This is a genomic window from Pelorhabdus sp. sgz311002, from assembly GCF_056134285.1.
In genome coordinates, this window is record NZ_JBWBCL010000007.1 from 1 (window position 1) to 20,033 (window position 20,033).

General features: G+C 43.3%; 13 protein-coding genes, 1 other RNA gene and 1 pseudogene. All 15 read left to right on the forward strand.

Going from position 1 to position 20,033, the window contains the following annotated elements; all coding sequences use genetic code 11:
* Positions 1-1,939 (forward strand): calcium-binding protein (locus AC0NJP_RS11425; protein ID WP_474699850.1); only part of this gene is annotated, 1,939 nt, incomplete at its 5' end.
* A 496-nt stretch (positions 1,940-2,435) separates the two neighbouring features.
* Entirely contained in the window at positions 2,436-4,007 is a 1,572-nt protein-coding gene (locus tag AC0NJP_RS11430; protein ID WP_474699851.1) for an acyl CoA:acetate/3-ketoacid CoA transferase, read from the forward strand.
* A 79-nt stretch (positions 4,008-4,086) separates the two neighbouring features.
* On the forward strand, positions 4,087-5,547 hold the full coding sequence (locus AC0NJP_RS11435) for a 4-hydroxyphenylacetate 3-hydroxylase N-terminal domain-containing protein (RefSeq protein WP_474699852.1): 1,461 nt from the start codon (positions 4,087-4,089) through the stop codon (positions 5,545-5,547).
* Between the two features lie 280 nt (positions 5,548-5,827).
* Positions 5,828-6,174: a transfer-messenger RNA gene (ssrA, locus tag AC0NJP_RS11440) on the forward strand.
* Between the two features lie 233 nt (positions 6,175-6,407).
* Positions 6,408-8,894: an HD domain-containing phosphohydrolase gene (locus AC0NJP_RS11445; RefSeq protein ID WP_474699853.1), complete on the forward strand. Its 2,487-nt coding sequence runs from the start codon at positions 6,408-6,410 to the stop codon at positions 8,892-8,894.
* A 370-nt stretch (positions 8,895-9,264) separates the two neighbouring features.
* Positions 9,265-10,614: an MFS transporter gene (locus AC0NJP_RS11450; RefSeq protein WP_474699979.1), complete on the forward strand. Its 1,350-nt coding sequence runs from the start codon at positions 9,265-9,267 to the stop codon at positions 10,612-10,614.
* Positions 10,615-10,665: 51 nt separating this feature from the next.
* Positions 10,666-11,475 carry an HAD-IIA family hydrolase gene (locus AC0NJP_RS11455; protein WP_474699854.1) on the forward strand — a complete coding sequence of 270 codons (810 nt, stop codon included), beginning with the start codon at positions 10,666-10,668 and terminating at the stop codon, positions 11,473-11,475.
* 184 nt (positions 11,476-11,659) lie between these two features.
* Positions 11,660-12,537: pseudogene (locus tag AC0NJP_RS11460) on the forward strand (damage-control phosphatase ARMT1 family protein).
* 208 nt (positions 12,538-12,745) lie between these two features.
* Entirely contained in the window at positions 12,746-13,654 is a 909-nt protein-coding gene (locus tag AC0NJP_RS11465) for a helix-turn-helix transcriptional regulator (RefSeq protein ID WP_474699855.1), read from the forward strand.
* Between the two features lie 77 nt (positions 13,655-13,731).
* Complete coding sequence (locus tag AC0NJP_RS11470; protein ID WP_474699980.1) at positions 13,732-14,553, forward strand: nitroreductase family protein; 822 nt, start codon at positions 13,732-13,734, stop codon at positions 14,551-14,553.
* 263 nt (positions 14,554-14,816) lie between these two features.
* A complete protein-coding gene (locus AC0NJP_RS11475) occupies positions 14,817-15,854 on the forward strand; it encodes a LacI family DNA-binding transcriptional regulator (protein ID WP_474699856.1) in 1,038 nt (345 codons plus the stop codon).
* Between the two features lie 91 nt (positions 15,855-15,945).
* Positions 15,946-16,878 carry a ribokinase gene (rbsK, locus tag AC0NJP_RS11480; RefSeq protein WP_474699857.1) on the forward strand — a complete coding sequence of 311 codons (933 nt, stop codon included), beginning with the start codon at positions 15,946-15,948 and terminating at the stop codon, positions 16,876-16,878.
* Between the two features lie 17 nt (positions 16,879-16,895).
* The gene (locus AC0NJP_RS11485) at positions 16,896-17,342 is read left to right on the forward strand and encodes an RbsD/FucU family protein (protein ID WP_474699858.1); all 447 of its coding nucleotides are present in this window, start codon (positions 16,896-16,898) and stop codon (positions 17,340-17,342) included.
* Between the two features lie 18 nt (positions 17,343-17,360).
* Entirely contained in the window at positions 17,361-18,437 is a 1,077-nt protein-coding gene (locus AC0NJP_RS11490) for a substrate-binding domain-containing protein (RefSeq protein WP_474038917.1), read from the forward strand.
* A gap of 105 nt (positions 18,438-18,542) precedes the next feature.
* Positions 18,543-20,027 carry a sugar ABC transporter ATP-binding protein gene (locus AC0NJP_RS11495; RefSeq protein WP_474699859.1) on the forward strand — a complete coding sequence of 495 codons (1,485 nt, stop codon included), beginning with the start codon at positions 18,543-18,545 and terminating at the stop codon, positions 20,025-20,027.
* Positions 20,028-20,033: the final 6 nt, after the last annotated feature.

The following is a 20,033-nucleotide window of genomic DNA, read 5'->3' on the forward strand; positions in this document are numbered from 1 at the left end:
GAGTGGCAGCTATAATGCCAGTACGGGAATATACAGCGCAACAGGCAGTGTTGAGCAGGTGCAAAATGATCTGAACACGCTGATCTTTACGCCCACGAATCTGTTGACGGCGGGAAGTACGCAAAGTTCTTATTTTACAATAAAAGTGACCGATTCACATCATGCAGCAGCGACGACTCAGGTTGGTATTACAGTAAGGTCTAATGATACCGCCCCGACGATTAGTGGTGGGGTAGCAGGGCAGACCGTGAACGATAATGGGACTATTACGCCGTTTAGCAACATGAGGATTGTCGATCCGGACGTAAATGATATTGAAACATTGAATGTGCAACTGCAATATCCGTGGATGGGAAGGCTTACAGCAGCCAGTGGCAGCTACAATGCCAGTACGGGAATATACAGCGCAACAGGCAGTGTTGAGCAGGTGCAAAATGATCTGAACACGCTGATCTTTACGCCCACGAATCTGTTGACGGCGGGAAGTACGCAAAATGTTTCCTTTAACGTGAAAGTGACGGATTCGCATCATACAGCAGCGACGACTCAGGTTGGTATTACAGTCTTATCTCATTCAGCTAGTACCCTTGATTATTCGTCCTATTCTAGTGCAAGGGAAATCAACATGTCTGTCGGTACGGTTTCCAATGTTATCGGCGGCTCTGGTGATGATATTTTCCGCGGTAATAGCGGCAATAATGTGTTAGATGGCGGTGGCGGCAATAATCAACTCTGGGCGGCGGCTGGTGATGACAAAATGATTGGCGGCAGCGGCAGTAATGGTTTCTGGTGGGGCCAGGGCGATGGTCATGATGTGGTGCAGGAAGGCGGACGTACCAGCAGCGCTGGAGCCGATGCTTTGTATCTTTATAATGTAGATCGGAATGGCTATAACGGCGAACAAAGCGGCAATGATTTTGTGATTAGTCTACCTGACGGGGAAAGTATGACCGTAGCAGGTTGGTATGCAGCAGATCCAGCGAGTCGGATTCAAGGCTGGGTTTTTGGCGATACCGTAGTAGCCTGGAATGATGGTCAAACGGCTACCGTCGAATTGGCGCAACCAGCTTACGCCCAGGAAAATATCCATCAGGTCGTAGTCGATGACAGACAAGTCGGCATTGTCCGCGGCGGAAATGGCGATGATACACTAGAGGAAGGCGCCATGGGAGGCCAGCTCTGGGGCGGTGTTGGCGGCAACGACCGTATGGCTGGCAGCAGCGGCAGTACGGCTTACTGGTGGGGCAACGGCAATGGGCAAGATGTGGTCAGTCAAGCGGCTGTGAACAGCGGTGATGCCTTGTATCTCTATAATGTAGCAAGAAACGGCTACAGCGGCGAACGGCAGGGCGATGACTATGTCATCAAGACAGGCGACGGCTCTACTTTGACAGTACAAGGCTGGTATAGCGCTAAATCGGATGAGAGAATTCAAGGCTGGGTCTTTGGCAGCGAGGTCGTAGCTTGGAATGACGGTCAGGCGGCGACGGTAGAATTATCAGATCCCTGCTATGCTTTAAATGGGATTCATCAAGTTACAGCGGCGGACGGTGGTGCAATGACCTTTCGCGGCAGTAGCGGCTCTGACGTTTTGACAGCAGGTTCCGGTGGCAGTAAGATGTGGGGTGGCGCCGGGAGTGACGTCATGACTGGCGGCAGCGGCAAGGATGAGTACTGGTGGGGCCAGACAGACGGTCAAGATGTGATCAGCGGCCGCTCTGACAATAGTCAGGACTCCATCATGCTCTACAATATGTCTTTAAGTAGTGTGCACAGCCAGCTGAGTGGCAATGATCTAGTCATTTCGCTTGATGGCAGTAGTGACACTTTGACGATTAAAGATTGGGCGAAGGGCGGCGGCTATCAGCTGAATTCTTTTAATATTGGCGGTAAAATGTATCAGTTAGCAGCTGACGGCAAGAGCTGGTCAGCCAAGTGATAAGTTGAAGCAGGAGGCCTGCATTCTGAAAATTAAGATGCAGGTCGAAATTTGGTTCACCTCCACCATACAAATCACAAAATGTTTATAAAAGAAGCATAAAAAGGCCGTTTGGCCATTTTATGCTTCTTTTTTGCATGGAATTTAAGGTAGGTTACTCAGCAAGTTCATGTCGGTGATAGTAACGGCGAGTGTTCAGAAAATGGTTTTTGCGGTCCCTGACATAAGTAAAAATGTTCAAGCATATTAAGATTAGGGGCGCCTTTAAATTGAATGTATTGGCTGTTTCGCGATTAGATCGATTACCTATGACTTAGCAATAATAGGGTTTGCTGTAGCACTATCACAAAAATAAACGGAATTTTTTGATTATTATCCTTCAAAGTTCTTATTTTTATGGTACAGTAATGGAATTTCAAAGTTCATAGTCAATCTCCTATTTTATTGAGTTTTAACATATGGACAAACCGAGGACGAGCCAAAGGAGGGGGTAAACGTGGAAAACAAGATTATCAGTGCTACTGAAGCGGTTAATTTAGTTAAGTCAGGTGATACCTTAGCGATATCTGGCTTTATTGGTATGGGACATCCCGCCGAATTGACGGAAGCATTGGAAAAAAGATTTTTGGAATCTAACGAGCCAAGTAATTTGAAATTAACTTTTGGCGCTAGTCAGAATGACGGGAAATCCTGGTGGGGATTAAATCGTCTCTGCCATGACGGATTGTTAAGCAAAATTGTTGCCGGTCACTTTGGCCTCCAGCCGGACATGGTTAAAATGATCATTGATAATAAAGTTGAGGCCTACAATATACCGCAGGGAGTCGTCATGCATTTATACCGGGCTATTGCTGGGGGAAAGCCTGGGATTGTAACCTCTGTTGGTGTTCGCACTTTTGCTGATCCTCGGGAAACTGGCGGAAGGCTGAATGAAATTTCTAAGGACGAAGTGGTTCAGCTGATTGAGATTGATGGCAAGGAATATCTTTTTTATAAGGCTTTTCCCATCCATGTGGCGTTCATCCGTGGGACAACCGCTGATATTCGTGGGAATATTACTTGCGAAAAGGAAGGCATTTCTTTGGAAATTCTGTCACTTGCTATGGCGGCCCATAACTCTGGCGGAATTGTTATTGCCCAGGTAGAGCGTATAGCTGCGGTTGGTACGCTTGATCCCAAGCTTGTTAAAGTTCCCGGTATACTGGTGGATTATATGGTTGTTGCAAAACCGAAAAATCACTGGCAGACTATGGCGCGGCCGTATGATCCTGCGCTCTGCGGTGAGCTAAAAGTACCCCTGAACAACTGGGAGATTATGCCCCTGGATGAACGCAAGATTATTTGCCGCCGAGCTGCAATGGAGTTAATTCCTGATGCAGTTATTAACTTGGGAATTGGTATGCCCGAAGGCGTTGCTGCCGTCGCAGCTGAGGAAGGGTTCATTGATCAACTGACTATGACTGTTGAATCAGGGCCTATTGGAGGTATTCCCTTATCCGGACTGCGATTTGGCTGTGCGCTGAATCCAGAAGCGCTTTTGGATCACCCCTATCAATTTGATTTTTATGATGGGGGCGGCTTGGATTTAGCGGTGCTTGGCTTGGCCGAAGCTGATCAATTCGGGAATGTGAATGTCAGCAAGTTTGGGCCGCGTATTGCCGGAACTGGTGGTTTTGTCAATATTACGCAAAATACCATGCAGGTTATTTTCGCAGGCACACTTACAACTGGCGGCTTAGAAATAGATATAAAAGACGGCAAGCTACAGATTCTCCAAGAAGGAAAGAGCAAAAAAATAGTTTCCAAGGTTGGGCAGATTACGTTTAGCGGTGAGTATGCCAGGGAGATTAAACAGCGGGTTATGTACATTACAGAGCGGGCGGTATTTGAACTAAGGCCTGAAGGCTTTACTCTTACAGAGATTGCTCCGGGTATCGATATTGAGAAGGATATTATTGCCCAAATGGGATTCAGACCGCATATTGTCGCTGATCTTAAGTTGATGGATGCCCGGATTTTCAAGGCAGAATCGATGGAAATCAAAGCGGAAATAGCAGCCAAGAAATAAGCTTTATGTTTAGGCTGGTTTGCTCGTGGGGCAGATGCCCTGTTAATAAATAGATGCAAAAAAGGGAGAGTGTAGATGTATGTTGATGAATGGCAACCAGTACAAAGCGAGTTTGAAGAAACTGCGGCCTAATATTTACAAGTGGGGTAAACTGATCGAGGATGTTACCACCGATCCGGCGACTCGCTTGCATGTTCAATCCGTTGCATTGTCTTATGATGCCGCCTTTGATCCAGAAAGAGCGTCTATTTTCACTGCTAAGTCGCAGCTTACTGGTGAGACTGCTCATCGTTGGAACACGTTAATGAATAGTGCCGAAGCTGTAGTAGGCAATGCCAATATGAAGCGTGCTCAGTTTCATATGACAGGAACTTGTCAAGGCGCTACCTGCGCGGGGTGGACTGGACTTAATGTTTTGTGGGAAGTAACAGCTAAAATGGATAAAGACTTAGGAACGGTTTATCATGAGCGGTTAAAAAAATACTTCCGATATGTAGAAGACAATGCCATAGCTTTGGCTGGCGCCATCACCGATGCGAAAGGCAATCGATCTTTAAAGCCTTCCCAGCAAGCTAATAAAATGCAAAATCTGCACGTAGTAGAAACTCGGGCCGATGGCATCGTGATTAGTGGGTACAAAATTCAGATCTGTGGTGTGGCGGCAGCTCATGAAATTATTGTTGTTCCTGGTAGCGGCTATGGTGAGTCCGAAAAGGATTTCTGCGTAGCTTGCGCCGTTCCTCGTGATGCTGATGGACTGACTATTGTTGAAACTCGTCGTCCCAGTGAAAAACGGGACGAAGAAGAAGGCTGGGATGCTCCGAAAGTAGGGAATATTACTCAGGCATTCCTGTTGTTCGATAAAGTATTTGTGCCGAATGATCGCATATTTATGAATGGCGAATTTAAATATGCAGGGCAAATCATTGGTCATTTTGCCGCTATTTACCGTGCGGCTATTGGTGCTTGCGTTGCCGGTCAGGGCGACGTCATGATCGGTGCAGCGATTAACATGGCAAGAGCCAATGGCTTAGGTCAAAAGACATTCCAGGCAACACTTACGGAAATGGCTATTAATAACGAAGTGAATTACGGTTTGGGACTTGGGGCGATGATGATCGGCAAGCAACAGCCAGCTGGACTCTTTGTGCCTGATGCACTTTTGGCTCATACCAATAAAACTCAGGTGGCTAAACTTCCTTATGCAACCAAAGTTATGGCCCAGGACATCAGTGGTGGTATCGCTGAAACTGGCTGTTTCCCATCCTATACAGACTTTCAGTCTTCCGAATACGGTGAGAAATTGCTTGAATGTCTTGCTGCTGGATCTGATGGTGAAACCCGGGCCCGGGCGGCTCGTCTTGTTGAGTGGTTGACCGTGGGCGGCGGCATTCCAGGCTGCATGCATGGCGGCGGTTCACCAGATGGGGCTAAAATGGTCGTTAAGGCTTTTACGAAGTGGGAAGCTTATGCTGCTGATGCGAAACGGATTGCTGGTATTACAGCAGCTTTGACTGAACCAGAAAAAGCGAAGAAGTAAGTTACGATGAATGGGTGTGCATTGCTAGTCATACACATCCATTCATTATTTAAAAGTGGCCATTTTTTGTTGGCATAAGGTAATTTATTAAATAAAGTATTCATTATTCATAGTGACATTTTCATCTGATACATTCATAAGTCAAACAGCGATAAAGGCTGCAGTTGTTGCGAACTCTTGTTCTTTATGCTATAATAAGCAAACAAACGTTTTATCTCTGTAAAAGTGGCAGATGATAAAACCGTTCGCTACGGCTATTCGCCGTACATCCCGTCAACATGGGGGTGTACTGGTTTCGACAGGGATAGTTGTGGCAGCAATAGCGAGCCGGGATTCCATCAGCCCGTCAATACGGTGGAACGCAATTAAACGCAAACGAAGATTACGCTTTAGCAGCTTAATGCTAACGTTCGCCTCAGATTCGCCCGTGATCCGGGGATGAACGTCACTTAGCGGGATACCTGAAGCTCAATTCTCGGAGAGCCGACTGGGAAACTTTATCGAGATAGCGGCCAAGAAGCCTGTTTGCGGGCGTCAAGGCGGCGAAATCTAAATCGCAAACTGCGCTCGGAGAAGTTGTTGTAGCAATGTTTCTGGACAGGGGTTCGACTCCCCTCACCTCCACCATTAAATCCGAAGAAATTGAAAACCCGCGAATTTCGCGGGTTTTTTGCTGTTTGTTCTTTAAAAGATTTGGGATAATAAAAGATGATCGTATCTGAACATAATTTCCAGTTTACTCAAATAATTGCAGGAAATTTGTTTTATAAGGGGGAATTTTCTGATATATTCACAAAATATATCAGCCTGTGTTTCGACGCTACGATCAAACTTTTTGACTCTGCTATGGGGGGATATTTATGGTACTCAGCATTAAAAATAAAGCCATACTTACCATATCATTATTAGCTACGGTACTGATGTCAATTATGTCATTTTTGACATTTACCTATTTTGAATCTGAGTTTAAGCAATCCATTTCCAACCAGCAGTTTACCCTACTGTCAGCTATAGCAAAAGAAATTGACAGTAAATTGTTCACTGCCCATGCGACGCTTATTGCTGAGTCAACACATGCTCCATTGGACCTGGCAGATAATCCAGAAAAAGCGCAAGATTTCTTAAACGGCATGGCTGGCCTGCATACAATATTTGATAATAATATTTTTATCTTTTCACCACAAGGTCGAATCGTTGCCGAATATCCTTTTGCACCGAATCGACGGGGGCTTGATTTTTCTTATCGCGATTATATAAAAAGAACGCTGGCTGAGAGAGTTCCCGTTCTGGGAAATCCATACGTTTCCAGTCAAAGTCACGGACATTCGGCAATTATGTGCACCGCGCCTATTTTCGATAATGACGGTAATGTGGTGGCTATACTAGCTGGCGGTATTGACCTTATGAAAGATAACTTTCTTGGTGAGTTGTCTCGAACAAAAATCGGTAAAACAGGATACCTTTATCTCTATAATACGGACCGGACAATCATTATTCATCCTGACAGTGAACGCATTTTGCAACAGGATGTCCCCTTAGGTGTCAATCTATTATTTGATAAAGCCATTGAAGGTTTTGAAGGTACAGAAGAAACAAGTACTTCACGGGGAAACGCTGTCCTTGCAACATTCAAGCGGGTTCCATCTACCGATTGGATTCTCGTATCAAACTATCCCATCGCTGAGGCCTATGCCCCAATTGTGCAAGGAAGAGAGTATTTTCTTAAGGGAACAATCTTAGGCATTTTCGTTGTGCTCAGTTTAATCTGGTACGTTGTAGGCCATTTAATGGCGCCGCTAAAAACCTTTACCCGCCATGTTGAAGAAATCCAGACAAAAACAGGAGCTAGTCGGTTCAGCCAAATTAAATCTCATGATGAAATCGGCGCTTTATCCCAGGCTTTCGATAAAATGGTAGAAGAGCTAGATAAAAAAAATTCCTCACTGCAAAAAAGTGAGGAACTGTACCGGACAGTTGTGGATTTTGCCTCAGATATAGCTTACTGGCGCAGTATGGAGGGACGAATACTATATATTTCTCCCAACTGTGAACGGCTTACAGGCTATCGGGATGAGGAATTTTATGCCTCGCCTGTTCTGCTTGACAGACTATTTCGTGGACATCCGCAGGAAATTTCCGATAAACCAACGGAATTTAATATTACAGCAAAAACTGGACAAAAATATTGGGTTAGCCATGTGAGCCGCCAGGTTTTTGACGCGAGTGGAAACTTTCTCGGTATCCGCGGTAGTTTCAGTGATATTACGGAGCGTAAATATGCTGAAGAACGATTACTCTATTTTAGTCTTCATGATGCGCTTACAGGAGTCTATAACCGTGCTTTTTTCGAAAGTGAAATTCAGCGTTTAGCTACAGAGACCTCTCCGGTTGGTATGATTGTTAGCGATGTCGATGGTTTAAAGTTAATTAATGATACTCTGGGCCATGATCGTGGTGATCAATTACTGGTTGCGGCAACTGTGGCATTACAGCAATCTTTACCGCCAAGTGCGGTAGTAGCTCGGATTGGTGGCGATGAATTTGTAATTATTATAAAAAATACCACTTTATCAACAGTAAACGAGGTTTGCCAAAAAATTAAACTTGCTGTTCAGACTTCTAATCGAAACGATCCTCAAAATCTACTCAGTATATCTACAGGCTCGGCAGTCGGTCTTCCGATTTCGGGAAGTCTATTGCAGCTATTTAAACAAGCTGATGATATGATGTACCGCGAAAAACTCCATCGGAAGCAGAGTACACGTAGTGCGATCGTCAAGGCCTTAATGAAAGCGCTTGAAGTGCGGGATTTTTGCACCGGAGGACATGCTGACCGGTTACAGAATAAAATAGTTTTATTAGCCACAGCTATTAATATTCCCGAGCGAAATCTTGCAGATTTGCGCCTATTAGGCCAGTTTCACGATATTGGTAAAGTTGGTATTCCTGATCATATTCTTTTGAAACCGGGACCTCTCGACGAGGAAGAACGTCGTATCATGCAGCGCCATGTCGAAATTGGACACAGAATTGCTATAGCGGCTCCTGATCTAATGCCAATAGCAGATTGGATTTTAAAACATCATGAGTGGTGGAATGGTAGCGGATACCCCTTAGGTCTTAAAGAAGAGCAGATACCAATTGAATGCCGCCTCTTAGCAATTGTAGATGCTTACGATGCTATGACAAGCGACCGCCCTTATCGAAACGCAATTTCGAGTCGTGAAGCCCTCCTTGAACTGAAGAAATGTGCAGGTATTCAATTTGATCCCAGCCTTGTTGAAAAATTTTGCGAGATGATTACCGTTATTGAGCAAGCGACGGATGACCAAGCATTTTCAGCCTAGCAGTAATAACGTCGGGCTGCAAAATTTATGTTATACATTGCTCGAATAAACATGCTGTAAAGCTACAATGGAGTATATTTGGGATAGAGCAGAGAAATAGGGTTCTATATGTCCAGTTTGTTCCCGGTGAAAAGCGCGTAGGATTTATTCCTACGTGCTTTTCGTTTGTTTTTCTGATAACAAAATATCAAAAATTGTGTGATAATTCAGATATGGATAAGTGTAAATATAGAGCAGGGGGAGGTGTCTGAGGGGAATAGGTTGATTGCTATGGGCGTAATGATAGGCAATATTACGTTTTCTTTGAAATCAGAACGTATTTGCTACCAGCCAAACAAAAAATGAAGGAATCGGGTGAAAAGGTATGGGAATCATTGATGTTATTTGGACCTTCTTTAAAACGGGCGCAAATATAACACCGCTTACGGATCCAAAAGAAATCAAATCGAAATTTAATACGATGCGTTGGCAAGTATTTGGTTCGATTACGATTGGCTATGGCTTATTTTATGTATTGAGACTTAACTTTTCGGTAGTGAAAAAACAGCTTATGTCATTAGGTATACTAGATGCACAGCAGTTGGGGCTTATGGGCTCGGCGATGTTCATTACGTATGGTCTTGGTAAATTTACTAATAGTTTTCTAGCGGATCGATTTAATAATAAACGTTTTTTTGCTTTCGGACTATTTATGTCATCTGTCGCTAGTGTCGGTATGGGCTTTTGCAATACTTTCGTACCGCTTGTAGTTTTATGGGGCATTAACGGCTGGTTCCAGTCCTTTGGCGCTGGACCTTGCATTGTTGCATTGAATCAGTGGTTTACCAATAAAGAACGTGGTACCTATTATGGCATTTGGTTTACAAGCCATAATCTCGGCGCCGCCTTCACTTATGTAGTAACAGCTGTACTTGTTACTACGTATAGCTGGCAAATGGGCTTTATCGTTCCGGGTCTTGTTTGTATGGTAGGTTCTTTCGCTATATTATTCTGCATGCACGACCGTCCTGAAACAAATGGGTTGCCTAATGTAGAAGTATATAAAGGGGAAGTACAGCCAGAAGCGATAAAGAGTAATAAAACGGTAAGCCAGCTGCAATGGGAAGTTGTTAAAAATCCCGCAGTATGGATTCTTGGCTTATCGAGCCTTTGCTGCTATATCACACGCTATGCCATTGAAAGTTGGGGGATTGTTTACTTAACAGCAGAAAAAGGCTATTCCACAGTGGGAGCTAGTAGTGTCCTTGGTGTAATGCAGGTTGCCGGGATCTTTGGCGCATTGACTTGCGGTCTTGTCTCCGATAAATTGTTTAATCACAAACGGAATATGCCAGCATTAATATATGGTGTTTTATATGTTATATCAGTTATGCTTTTCCTCTGGGCTCCGCCAAGCTTTGCTATGGATATGTTTAGCTTGAGCCTATACGGTTGGGTAATGGGAGCTCTTGTCTGTTATTTAGGTGGTCTTATGGCAGTTGATATTGTTCCTAAACGGGCAACTGGTGCAGCAATGGGGATGATTGGTCTGTTAAGTTATGCCGGTGCAGCGATGCAGGAAGCGATCAGCGGCTATCTCATCAATTCTCATATGACAATTGTGAACGGCGAAAAAATTTATGACTTTACACTGGCAGGGGAGTTCTGGGTAGGCGCGGCTGTTGTTTCTTGTCTGTTGGCGCTGCTTGTATGGAATGCCAAACCGAAAGAAATCGTATAGCTTGTTGGCGCTGCTGCGCGTAAGGTTGTAAAAAGTAGGAGGCGACAGACAATGTCGCAGAATTTTGAGAAGTTACAACGCTTAAAATATTTTTCGTTAGATATGGATGGTACCATTTATTTAGGCAAAAAACTGTTGCCTGGTGCCATAGAGTTTTTGCAGTATTTAAAGGCGAGCGGCAGACCCTATCTGTTTTTAACGAATAATTCTTCCAAAAATAAACAATCTTATGTTACAAAACTTCAGGCTTTAGGAATTGAAGCAACTGTTGAACAAATATTGACTTCTGGTGAAGCGACCGCGCTATATTTAAAAAAGCTTAAACCACAAGCGCGAATTTTTTTACTAGGTACACCTGATTTGGAACAAGAATTTATCGCACAACAGTTCATCTTGACAGCTGACAACCCTGATTATGTTGTTTTAGGGTTTGATCAAACTCTTACTTATGCCAAGTTGACGGAAGCTTGTCATTTAATCAGGGAAGGCGTACCGCTTATTGCAACTCATCCTGATATTAACTGCCCGACCGATGATCGCTCTGGCTATTTACCTGATACGGGAGCGATGTTGGAATTGATTTATGCTTCCACAGGTAAAAAAGCCAAAATTATCGGGAAGCCTTATCGGGAAATCATTGATGTTTTAGTTGCTAAGCTCAATTGCAAACGAGAAGAAACGGCTATGGTAGGAGACCGGCTGTATACAGATATTAAACTGGCAAAGAATGCTGCTATTTGTGGTATTCTCGTATTAAGCGGCGAAACTAAGCTGGCTGATTTGGCGCAAGCGGAAGTTCAGCCTGATTATGTCTTTCCAAGTGTCGCCGAATTGACTACTGCTTTACAAGCGGCTAAATAGTAAAGTTTCGTTTTGCAAGTTCGGCACTAGTGCATTTTGATGAGCTGCAAGCAAAGCAGTACTAAGAAATTTATTGAATAAGACAAAATTAGCAGGCTGTTGGTCTGCTAATTTTGTCTTTCCCGATAATATGATTGATGAAAGTATTCAGTAAGTATTAGCCAAAACAAGGAGAATCGCGATTATGAAGCTGAATCTGAATTGCATACTATGCAATATAAAACAAATTTTAACAGTCACAGATTTCGTTCAGTTAGACTCTGCTAAGAAGGAAGAAATTATGCGTGACGCTCTTGGTTATTTACATGGTACGAATTATGAAAGATCTAATCCTGAAGTGATAAAAGGTACTTGGAATATTATTACTCAGTATATTGGTGATACCGATCCTTATAAAAAAATTAAAAGTTACTACAATCAGGAACTACTCGGTATTGCTGATAGCATACGCAAGTTGATCGATCAATCAGACGATAAATTTGATGCCGCATTAAAGATTGCTATTACGGCGAACTTGATCGACTTTGCGGCAAGTCATACTTTTGACGAAAAAATGCTGCTGGAAAAAATAGCTGCGATTCATGCACAAACGATGCCTATTGACGATAGTAAAATATTATACGAAAAATTAAAAAAGGCAACAACACTTCTCTATTTAGGGGACAATTGTGGCGAAATCGTTATTGATAGAATTTTTATTGAATATATTCAGGCAGTATTTCCTAACCAAAAGTTTATTTTGGCGTTAGAGGGGAACCGATTGTCAATGATGTTACCATAGAAGATGCAACTATGGTGCATATGCAAGAAGTAGCCGAGGTTATTAGTAATGGCGATGGATCACTCGGTACGGTTATAGAAAAAACGAGTCCGGTTTTTAGAGAGATTTTTTATAAGGCTGATGTGATCATCGCTAAAGGGCAAGGGAATTATGAAAGCTTGAGTGAAATCGATCGCGAGCATATCTTCTTTTTGTTCATGGCGAAATGCGATGCTGTGGCAAACTCATTAAAAGTAGATAAGCTATCCATTGTTTGCGCTGAGTATCATCGGGAAGCATAAGCCGCTGCTAGGGCAGTTTTTGTTGTTTCGATTCGTAGAAGAACCATATCACCTCTAACGCGGTGCAAAATAGTATAGATAAGAGGCTGGTGTGGTCCTTTGCGGAGTGGAAAAAGCAAGAGGCAATGCAGTCATAAGGTCTTGTATAATATTAAATATGACATGATTATGTCGTATTAGTACGGTATAATTATCTCAGGTGATAATAATGAAGATGAATCGGTTATTTGAAATAACAACGATACTACTTAATAAAGGAACAGCTACAGCCAAGGAACTAGCCGAACGATTTGGTGTATCAACAAGGACGATATACCGTGATATAGATGTTCTCTCCGCGGCCGGAGTGCCGGTTTATATGAACAAAGGGAATGGAGGCGGCATTTATCTTCTAGAAAATTACGCAATCAACCGTACCCTCATTACTCCTGAGGAAAGCGAGAGCTTGTTGCTGGCGATAAGAACGTTGCAGGCGACCCAATACCCGGAGTTAGACAGGATATTGGAAAAGTTGGGGGCAATGTTCCAATATATTTCAAGTCATGAGTGGGTTGAAGTCGATTTCTCACCTTGGGGAAGTATGGCCAACGAAAAAAATAAGTTCAGTGATATACGGCAGGCTTTGCTGCAAAGAAAAGTAATCGGCTTTCAGTATGTTAATAGCAAAGGCCAGAAAAGTAATCGATTTGTCGAACCGGAAAAGTTGACTTTTAAGGAGAATGCATGGTATTTGAAAGCCTACTGTCGGTTGCGCCATGAGCATAGAACCTTTCGAATATCTCGGCTGAAAAAGCTCGAAATACTGTCGGAAACATTTGAGACGAAGAAGACGCCGGGAGCAGAGACCGTAACAGAAGAAGTCTCTCTGCCGTTTGTTCCTGTAAAACTCCGTTTTCAAGCGAGAGCTCTGAACAAGGTATATGATTACTTTGATGACACTTATATAACCCAGAATGATGATGGTAGTTACACTTTAGAGGTGGCCTTACCTGACAACGAATGGATCTATGAATATATCTTGTCCTTTGGCAATTTGGTTGAGGTTTTAGAACCTAAAACTGTAAGACTAGCCATAGTAGAACGAATGAAACAAACCTTAGAAATTTATAGTCGGTAGTTTTAATATGACATACAGTTGTCATATAACCTTATGTATAATTAACAAAAAAACATGAGGTGGTTAAAACAATGGCTATGGATTTTATTCGTGTCGATCAAGGAAAATGCACAAAGTGCGGTATTTGCTCTGCCGTTTGCCCGGGCGTTATTGGTATGGGTGACAGCGGACCACAGGCGATTCGGGATCTTTGTGTAGGTTGCGGTCAATGTGTGGCCGTGTGTCCTCAGGGAGCCATGGACAACACGAATGCACCCTTAGAAAGTCAGGAGCGTTTAGATGAAAACACAGTGCTTGATTCAGGCCTAGCCGCGCAATTTCTTCGATCGCGCCGTTCCGTTCGCAATTATCAGTCCAGAGGTGTGCCACGCGAGATGATAAGCCAGCTTCTTGATATTGCCCGCATGGCGCCGACGGCCTGCAATTCGCAAGGGATCGCTTATCATGTAGTGGATAATCAAGATACCTTGCGGCAGATTTCGGCAGTCATCATTGATTGGACTGAACATGAACTAGAAACCCCGGCAATGGCTGCGGCCAAGTATGCTCCCCACCTGGCAATGATGGTCCAGCAATACCGAAAAGAACAGCAAGACGTTGTCCTACGCGGCGCTCCGTGCTTGATTGTCGCCACCGCTGATAAACAGTTTTTTGCTACCGGCAGGGACAATACTTATCTATCATTCGCCTATTTACAGCTTTTTGCAGCCTCATTAGGGCTGGGAACGTGTTGGGCAGGGTTATTTGAATACTGCGCTACCTCTGGTTATGAGCCGCTGCTTAAGTTGTTGAATCTGCCACAAGACATGAAAGTGACAAGCGGCATGATGGTGGGATATCCACAATATGTCTATCAGCGGTTGGTAGCTAGAAACCCTTTGCAAGTCACTTGGCAATAATATGCCATTTTAGGGCGGGGGAGCTTTTCTGTTAGTTGAATGAGGTCGATGCAAAGGTCCTACAAAAAGTTTAACAATTTGTAGGACCTTTGCATTTTTGATGAAGTTTCGTGGAAGAAACAAGGGACACGGTTTTATTTAGGTAGTCACTTCCTTGAAAATTGTACGGATAAGTGGAGGATTACGTTACTAATATATTGACAATTCAAAACAATCTGTTAGAATGGAATTGAAACCGGTTACAATGCGAAGGAATGTTGAAAATGAGTATTAATATATATGATATTGCCAAAAAAGCGGGTGTCTCCTCGGCAACGGTATCTAGGGTTATTAATAATAAGCCTCATGTGCGTGAAGAGACCAAAGAAAAAGTTTTGAATGTGATTGCCTCGATGAACTATACGCCCAATTCTTTAGCCCGTAACCTTAGTACGGGTAATACTTTGAACATCGGATTTTTGATTCCTGATATTGAAAACCCCTTTTTTTCCCAACTTTTGCGTGGGCTAACAAATGCTTCCGAACAATATGGCTATAATATTTTTCTCTATGGAACCGATGATAGTGTTGAGAAAGAGCACCGTTTTTTTCGTTCCGTTAAGGCGGAACGGTTAAGTGGTATTATTGTGATTCCGATTGATGAGAATAACACGGAAAGTTGCAAGCGGTTACTTGAATTTGAAAAAGCTGGCGTTCCCGTTGTTCTGATTGACCGGGCCCTTAAAAATTGCCGATTGAATGGGGTCTTTTCCGAAGATTTCAATGGGGCTTATGCTGCTGTAGATTGTCTTTTACGAGAAGGCCATCGGCGCATTGCTACAATAAAGGGGCCAGAGAACTCTCGTCCGGGAAATGAGCGTTGGCTGGGTTATTTAGCAGCTCTAGAAAAATGGGGTGTTAAGCCGGAAAGTTGCTATGTACGGCAAGGGGACTTTCATGAGCCATTAGCCTATGAGCTTATGAAAAGTCTTATGGAGCAATCACAGCCGCCGACTGCAATTTTTTCATCAAATAATATGACCTCGCTTGGCTGTATTCATTATATTACGGAAAAAGGCTTGAAACTTGGGGAAGATATTTCAATGATCGGCTTTGATGATATGGAGATGTTGAAATATATGAACATTCGTCTAAGCGTTGTAGATCGTGATGTATATAGCATGGGCTGGAATGCCATTGAACTTTTAACAAGACGACTGGATGAGCTTGATAGGAATGATCCAAACCAGGTTCCTTGCCGGCAAGAAATTTTTTTGCCGACAAAACTCATTCTGCGTGGGTCAGAGAAATGGCGAGGCTAGAACATGCTATGCGCATTTTTGTAACCGGTTACAGACGGGACAAAATGATATCATAACATCACAAGCTTGGATAAAGAAGGGAGACTTTTTCATGGGGAAAAAGGTTGCAGTTTTCGGAAGTTTTGTTGTAGATCTTATGGCAAGAGCCGCACATCTACCGCAGCCCGGCGAAACGGTTAAGGGGTCTATGTTTAAGATGGGAGCTGGCGGTAAGGGATTTAATCAAGGCGTTGCTGCTCATAAATCAGGAGCGGACGTGGCCATGATTACGAAAGTTGGAAACGATGCTTTTGCTGATGTTGCGCTTAGGGTCATGGCTGAGCTGAACTTAAGCAAAGAATACATACTTTATAATCAGGAAGTTGGTACAGGTTCTGCCATTATTATGGTGGATGAACAAACCAGTCAGAATAAAATCATTATTGTACCTGGCGCCTGCAGTACCATAACAGCACAAGACGTTGATAATTTGAAACCTCTGCTTAAGGAGTGCGCTTATGTGCTGTTGCAGTTGGAGGTGAATCAGGACGCCAATGAACGCATCGTTGACATTGCCAATGAATGTGGCTGTAAAGTCATTTTGAATACAGCTCCTTATCAGCAAGTCAGTGATGAGTTTTTAGCGAAGGTCTATATGGTAACACCGAATGAAGTGGAAGCAGAAATGATGACCGGTGTACCTGTAGAGGATTTGGCTGCAGCGAAAAAGGCTGCTGCGGTATTTTACAATAAGGGCGTTGAAGTCGTTTTAATAACATTAGGGGAACGAGGTGTGTTCGTTTCTGATCATGGGCGTGAAGAAATTATCAGTGCATTTAAGGTTGATGCAGTCGACACTACCGGTGCAGGCGATGCATTCAATGGTGGCCTCCTGACAGCATTATCGGAGGGGAAAGACTTGTGGGAAGCTTCTCGCTTTGCCAGTGCACTTGCTGCCTTATCTGTTCAGAAAATTGGCACAACTCCAGCGATGCCAACGCGAGAGGAGGTTGAAGCGTTTCTTAAACAGGCAAGCATCGATTAGTAGCTAGGAGGGAAAGTATGCTAAAGGGAATTCCTAAATGCATTAGTCCGGATCTGTTAAAGGCATTGGCTGATATGGGACATGGTGATCAAATTGTAATTGCTGATGACTTTTATCCGGCAGTTTCTATGGCGAAGAATGGTATTACAATTAATGCCGACGGGATCGGGGCGGCGGAGATGGTGGATGCCGTACTGCAGCTTATGCCGCTTGACGTGGAATATGTAGAGCATCCAGTCATGATTATGGACATTATGGATCATTTAAAAGGGTCGATGGAACGGCCGAAAGTTTGGGATGATTTCATCGCAGCTGTTAAGAAAAACGAACCAAAGGGCGAAGCCTGTGTCGGGTTTATCGATCGATTTGAGTTTTATGAAAAAGGAAAAAACGCCTTTGTTACTGTTTCGACGGGAGAACGTCAGCCCTATGGCTGTATTATATTGCAAAAAGGTGTTATGTAAATTAAGGAGGGACTATTGATGAATAAGAAAAAGTATTTAGCAGTTGCGTTAGGATTACTTCTTTGCGCTGGTTTGGCTGGCTGTGGCGATAGTGGTAAGAAAGCCGATGCGCCCAAGGCATCCGTTCAAAAAGTGGTTACGACAACAGATGTTGCCACACAAGGCCAGAAGAAAGATTGGAAAATTGCCGTTGTTATAAAAGACTCTTCTAATGGCTGGTTTGCCCGTATGGATCAAGGGGTTAAACAATATGCCGCTGATACAGGGATCAATGCTTATCAAAAAGGTCCTGCTTCCACCGATGCTGCCCAACAAGTTCAAGTTATTCAAGATGTTATCAATCAAGGAATCAATGCCCTTTGCGTTGTACCGGTTGATCCGGCAGCCTGTGATCCTGTATTGAAAGAAGCTCGCGATAAAGGAATTGTTGTTATTACTCATGAAGGATCAAGCTGTAAAAATGTCGATTATGATTTAGAAGCTTTCAATAATGCTGGATATGGCGCTTTCATCATGGATAAACTGCAAGAATCCATGGGGGGCCAAGGTGTTTACACAACCATGGTTGCTCATCTTACCAATGCTTCGCAAAATGAATGGGCCAATGGTGCTGTTGCCCAGCAACAAGCTAAATATCCCGGCTTACAATTACTTGCGAATCCCAAACGCGTAGAATCAGAAAATAATTCAGAAAAAGCCTATCAGGTTGCGAAGGAAGTCATGAAATCACATCCTGAAGTGAAAGGCTTTGTCGGTACATCTTCGATGGATACCCCAGGCATTGCTCGTGCGATCAATGAAATGGGACTGAAAGGCAAAACTTTTGTTGTTGGCACTGGTATGCCGAACGAATGCCGTTCTTTAATTAAAGATGGATCGCTTTCCTTCATTACTCTTTGGGACCCGGCAGAAGCTGGTTATGCAATGTGCGTACTGGCTCGTCAAGTGCTTGAAGGTAAAAAGATTACTGATGGTACCGATCTTGGTTTGAAATCCTATAGCAAACTGATCCAAAGTAAAGAAAACCCAACGCTGTTCATGGGCGCCGGTTGGATTGCTATTAATAAAGAAAACGTAGATAACTACAATTTCTAAGAAGCGTTCCGGCAAAAGTGAGTGGGCTGTTGGCTTACCACTTTTGCCGATCTCGTAATGATAAAGAGCTGTGATAGGTAGTGTGTAGGGCTGGGGGGGAAAGCAGTGTCAGATTATATTATAAAAGCAACAAATGTTAAGAAATATTTTGGTGGCGTCAAGGCACTTGATGGTGTAAATATTGAGATCAAAAAAGGTGAAATTCACTGCCTGGCAGGCGAGAATGGTTGTGGTAAATCCACAATTATTAATATTATTTCAGGCTTTTATACACCGGATTCGGGCACGATTGAAATTGATGGCATAAAACATGAGAAAATGAACCCCAAACAAGCGATAGCGAGCGGTGTACAGGTTATTTACCAGGATCTATCTTTGTTTCCAAACCTGACTGTCATGGAAAACCTTGCAATTAATATGGAAGTGGCAGCAAGCAGAACCTTTGTAAGTAAAGCGCGTATGCGTAAAATTGCCGAAGAAGCCATAAGCAAGATTGTTTTTGAGATTGATTTAGATGAAACAGTGGAAAATCTTACGGTAGGTATGCGCCAAATGATTGCGATCAGTCGTGCGTTATTAAACGATGCGAAACTGATCATTATGGATGAGCCGACAACGGCAATTACGAAACGGGAAGTCAAAGCCTTGTTTCAAATTATTAAACACCTGCAAGCGCAAGGAATCGCAGTACTTTTTGTTTCTCATAAACTGGATGAGGTATTTGAGATTGCTGAACGATTTACAATTTTCCGTAATGGGAAAAATGTGGCAACAGGAAATACAAAAGAGTTAGATCAGAATAAGTTTACCTATTATATGACAGGACGGGAGATCGTTTCGTCTCGGTATGAGTATACGAGAGAAAATGCACCAACCGTATTGGAAGTGAAGAATCTTTCCTTGAAAAATGGGTTCAAGGACGTAAGCTTTTCACTTAAACAGGGGGAAATTATCGGCATAACTGGTCTGTTAGGATCAGGCCGAACCGAATTAGCAGAGACTTTATTTGGGTATCACGCAGCCGATTCCGGCGAGATTGTTATTGATGGGAAATTGGTGAAAATTGATTCTATAAAGAAAGCGATTGACAATGGGATAGGCTATCTGCCATCGGATCGTGTTACGGAAGGTCTTTTCTTATCACAGCCGATATCAGACAATATTTCCATAAAAAAATGGCATGATTATGCCAATCGGTTAGGTAAAATTGACCGAACAAAGATTGAGGAAATGACAGGGTATTGGACCAAGGAATTGTCGATTGCCCTTCATAATATGGAAGACCCCGTAGGGACACTTTCCGGCGGGAATCAGCAAAAATGTGTTTTAGCCAAGTGGCTGGCACTGGATCTTAAGGTATTAATTTTGAATGGACCGACCGTTGGGGTAGATATTGGTGCTAAATTTGATATTTATGAGCTAGTGAAACGCTTAGCGAAGCAAGGCTTGACGGTTATTATTATTTCAGATGATTTGCCGGAAGTGCTGACGAACTGTAATCGTGTGATGGTTATGCAGTCTGGTCGGTTAGTTCAAATTCTATCGACACAGGGCCTCGAAGAGAGTCGCCTTGCTGAGTTGGCAAATTAGAAGGAG

Coding starts and splice junctions, on each gene's coding strand:
- AC0NJP_RS11490 (WP_474038917.1), top strand. CDS start 17,361: ATGAATAAGAAAAAGTATTTAGCAGTTGCGTTAGGATTACTTCTTTGC.
- AC0NJP_RS11465 (WP_474699855.1), top strand. CDS start 12,746: ATGAAGATGAATCGGTTATTTGAAATAACAACGATACTACTTAATAAA.
- AC0NJP_RS11435 (WP_474699852.1), top strand. CDS start 4,087: ATGTTGATGAATGGCAACCAGTACAAAGCGAGTTTGAAGAAACTGCGG.
- AC0NJP_RS11485 (WP_474699858.1), top strand. CDS start 16,896: ATGCTAAAGGGAATTCCTAAATGCATTAGTCCGGATCTGTTAAAGGCA.
- rbsK (WP_474699857.1), top strand. CDS start 15,946: ATGGGGAAAAAGGTTGCAGTTTTCGGAAGTTTTGTTGTAGATCTTATG.
- AC0NJP_RS11470 (WP_474699980.1), top strand. CDS start 13,732: ATGGATTTTATTCGTGTCGATCAAGGAAAATGCACAAAGTGCGGTATT.
- AC0NJP_RS11455 (WP_474699854.1), top strand. CDS start 10,666: ATGTCGCAGAATTTTGAGAAGTTACAACGCTTAAAATATTTTTCGTTA.
- AC0NJP_RS11445 (WP_474699853.1), top strand. CDS start 6,408: ATGGTACTCAGCATTAAAAATAAAGCCATACTTACCATATCATTATTA.
- AC0NJP_RS11475 (WP_474699856.1), top strand. CDS start 14,817: ATGAGTATTAATATATATGATATTGCCAAAAAAGCGGGTGTCTCCTCG.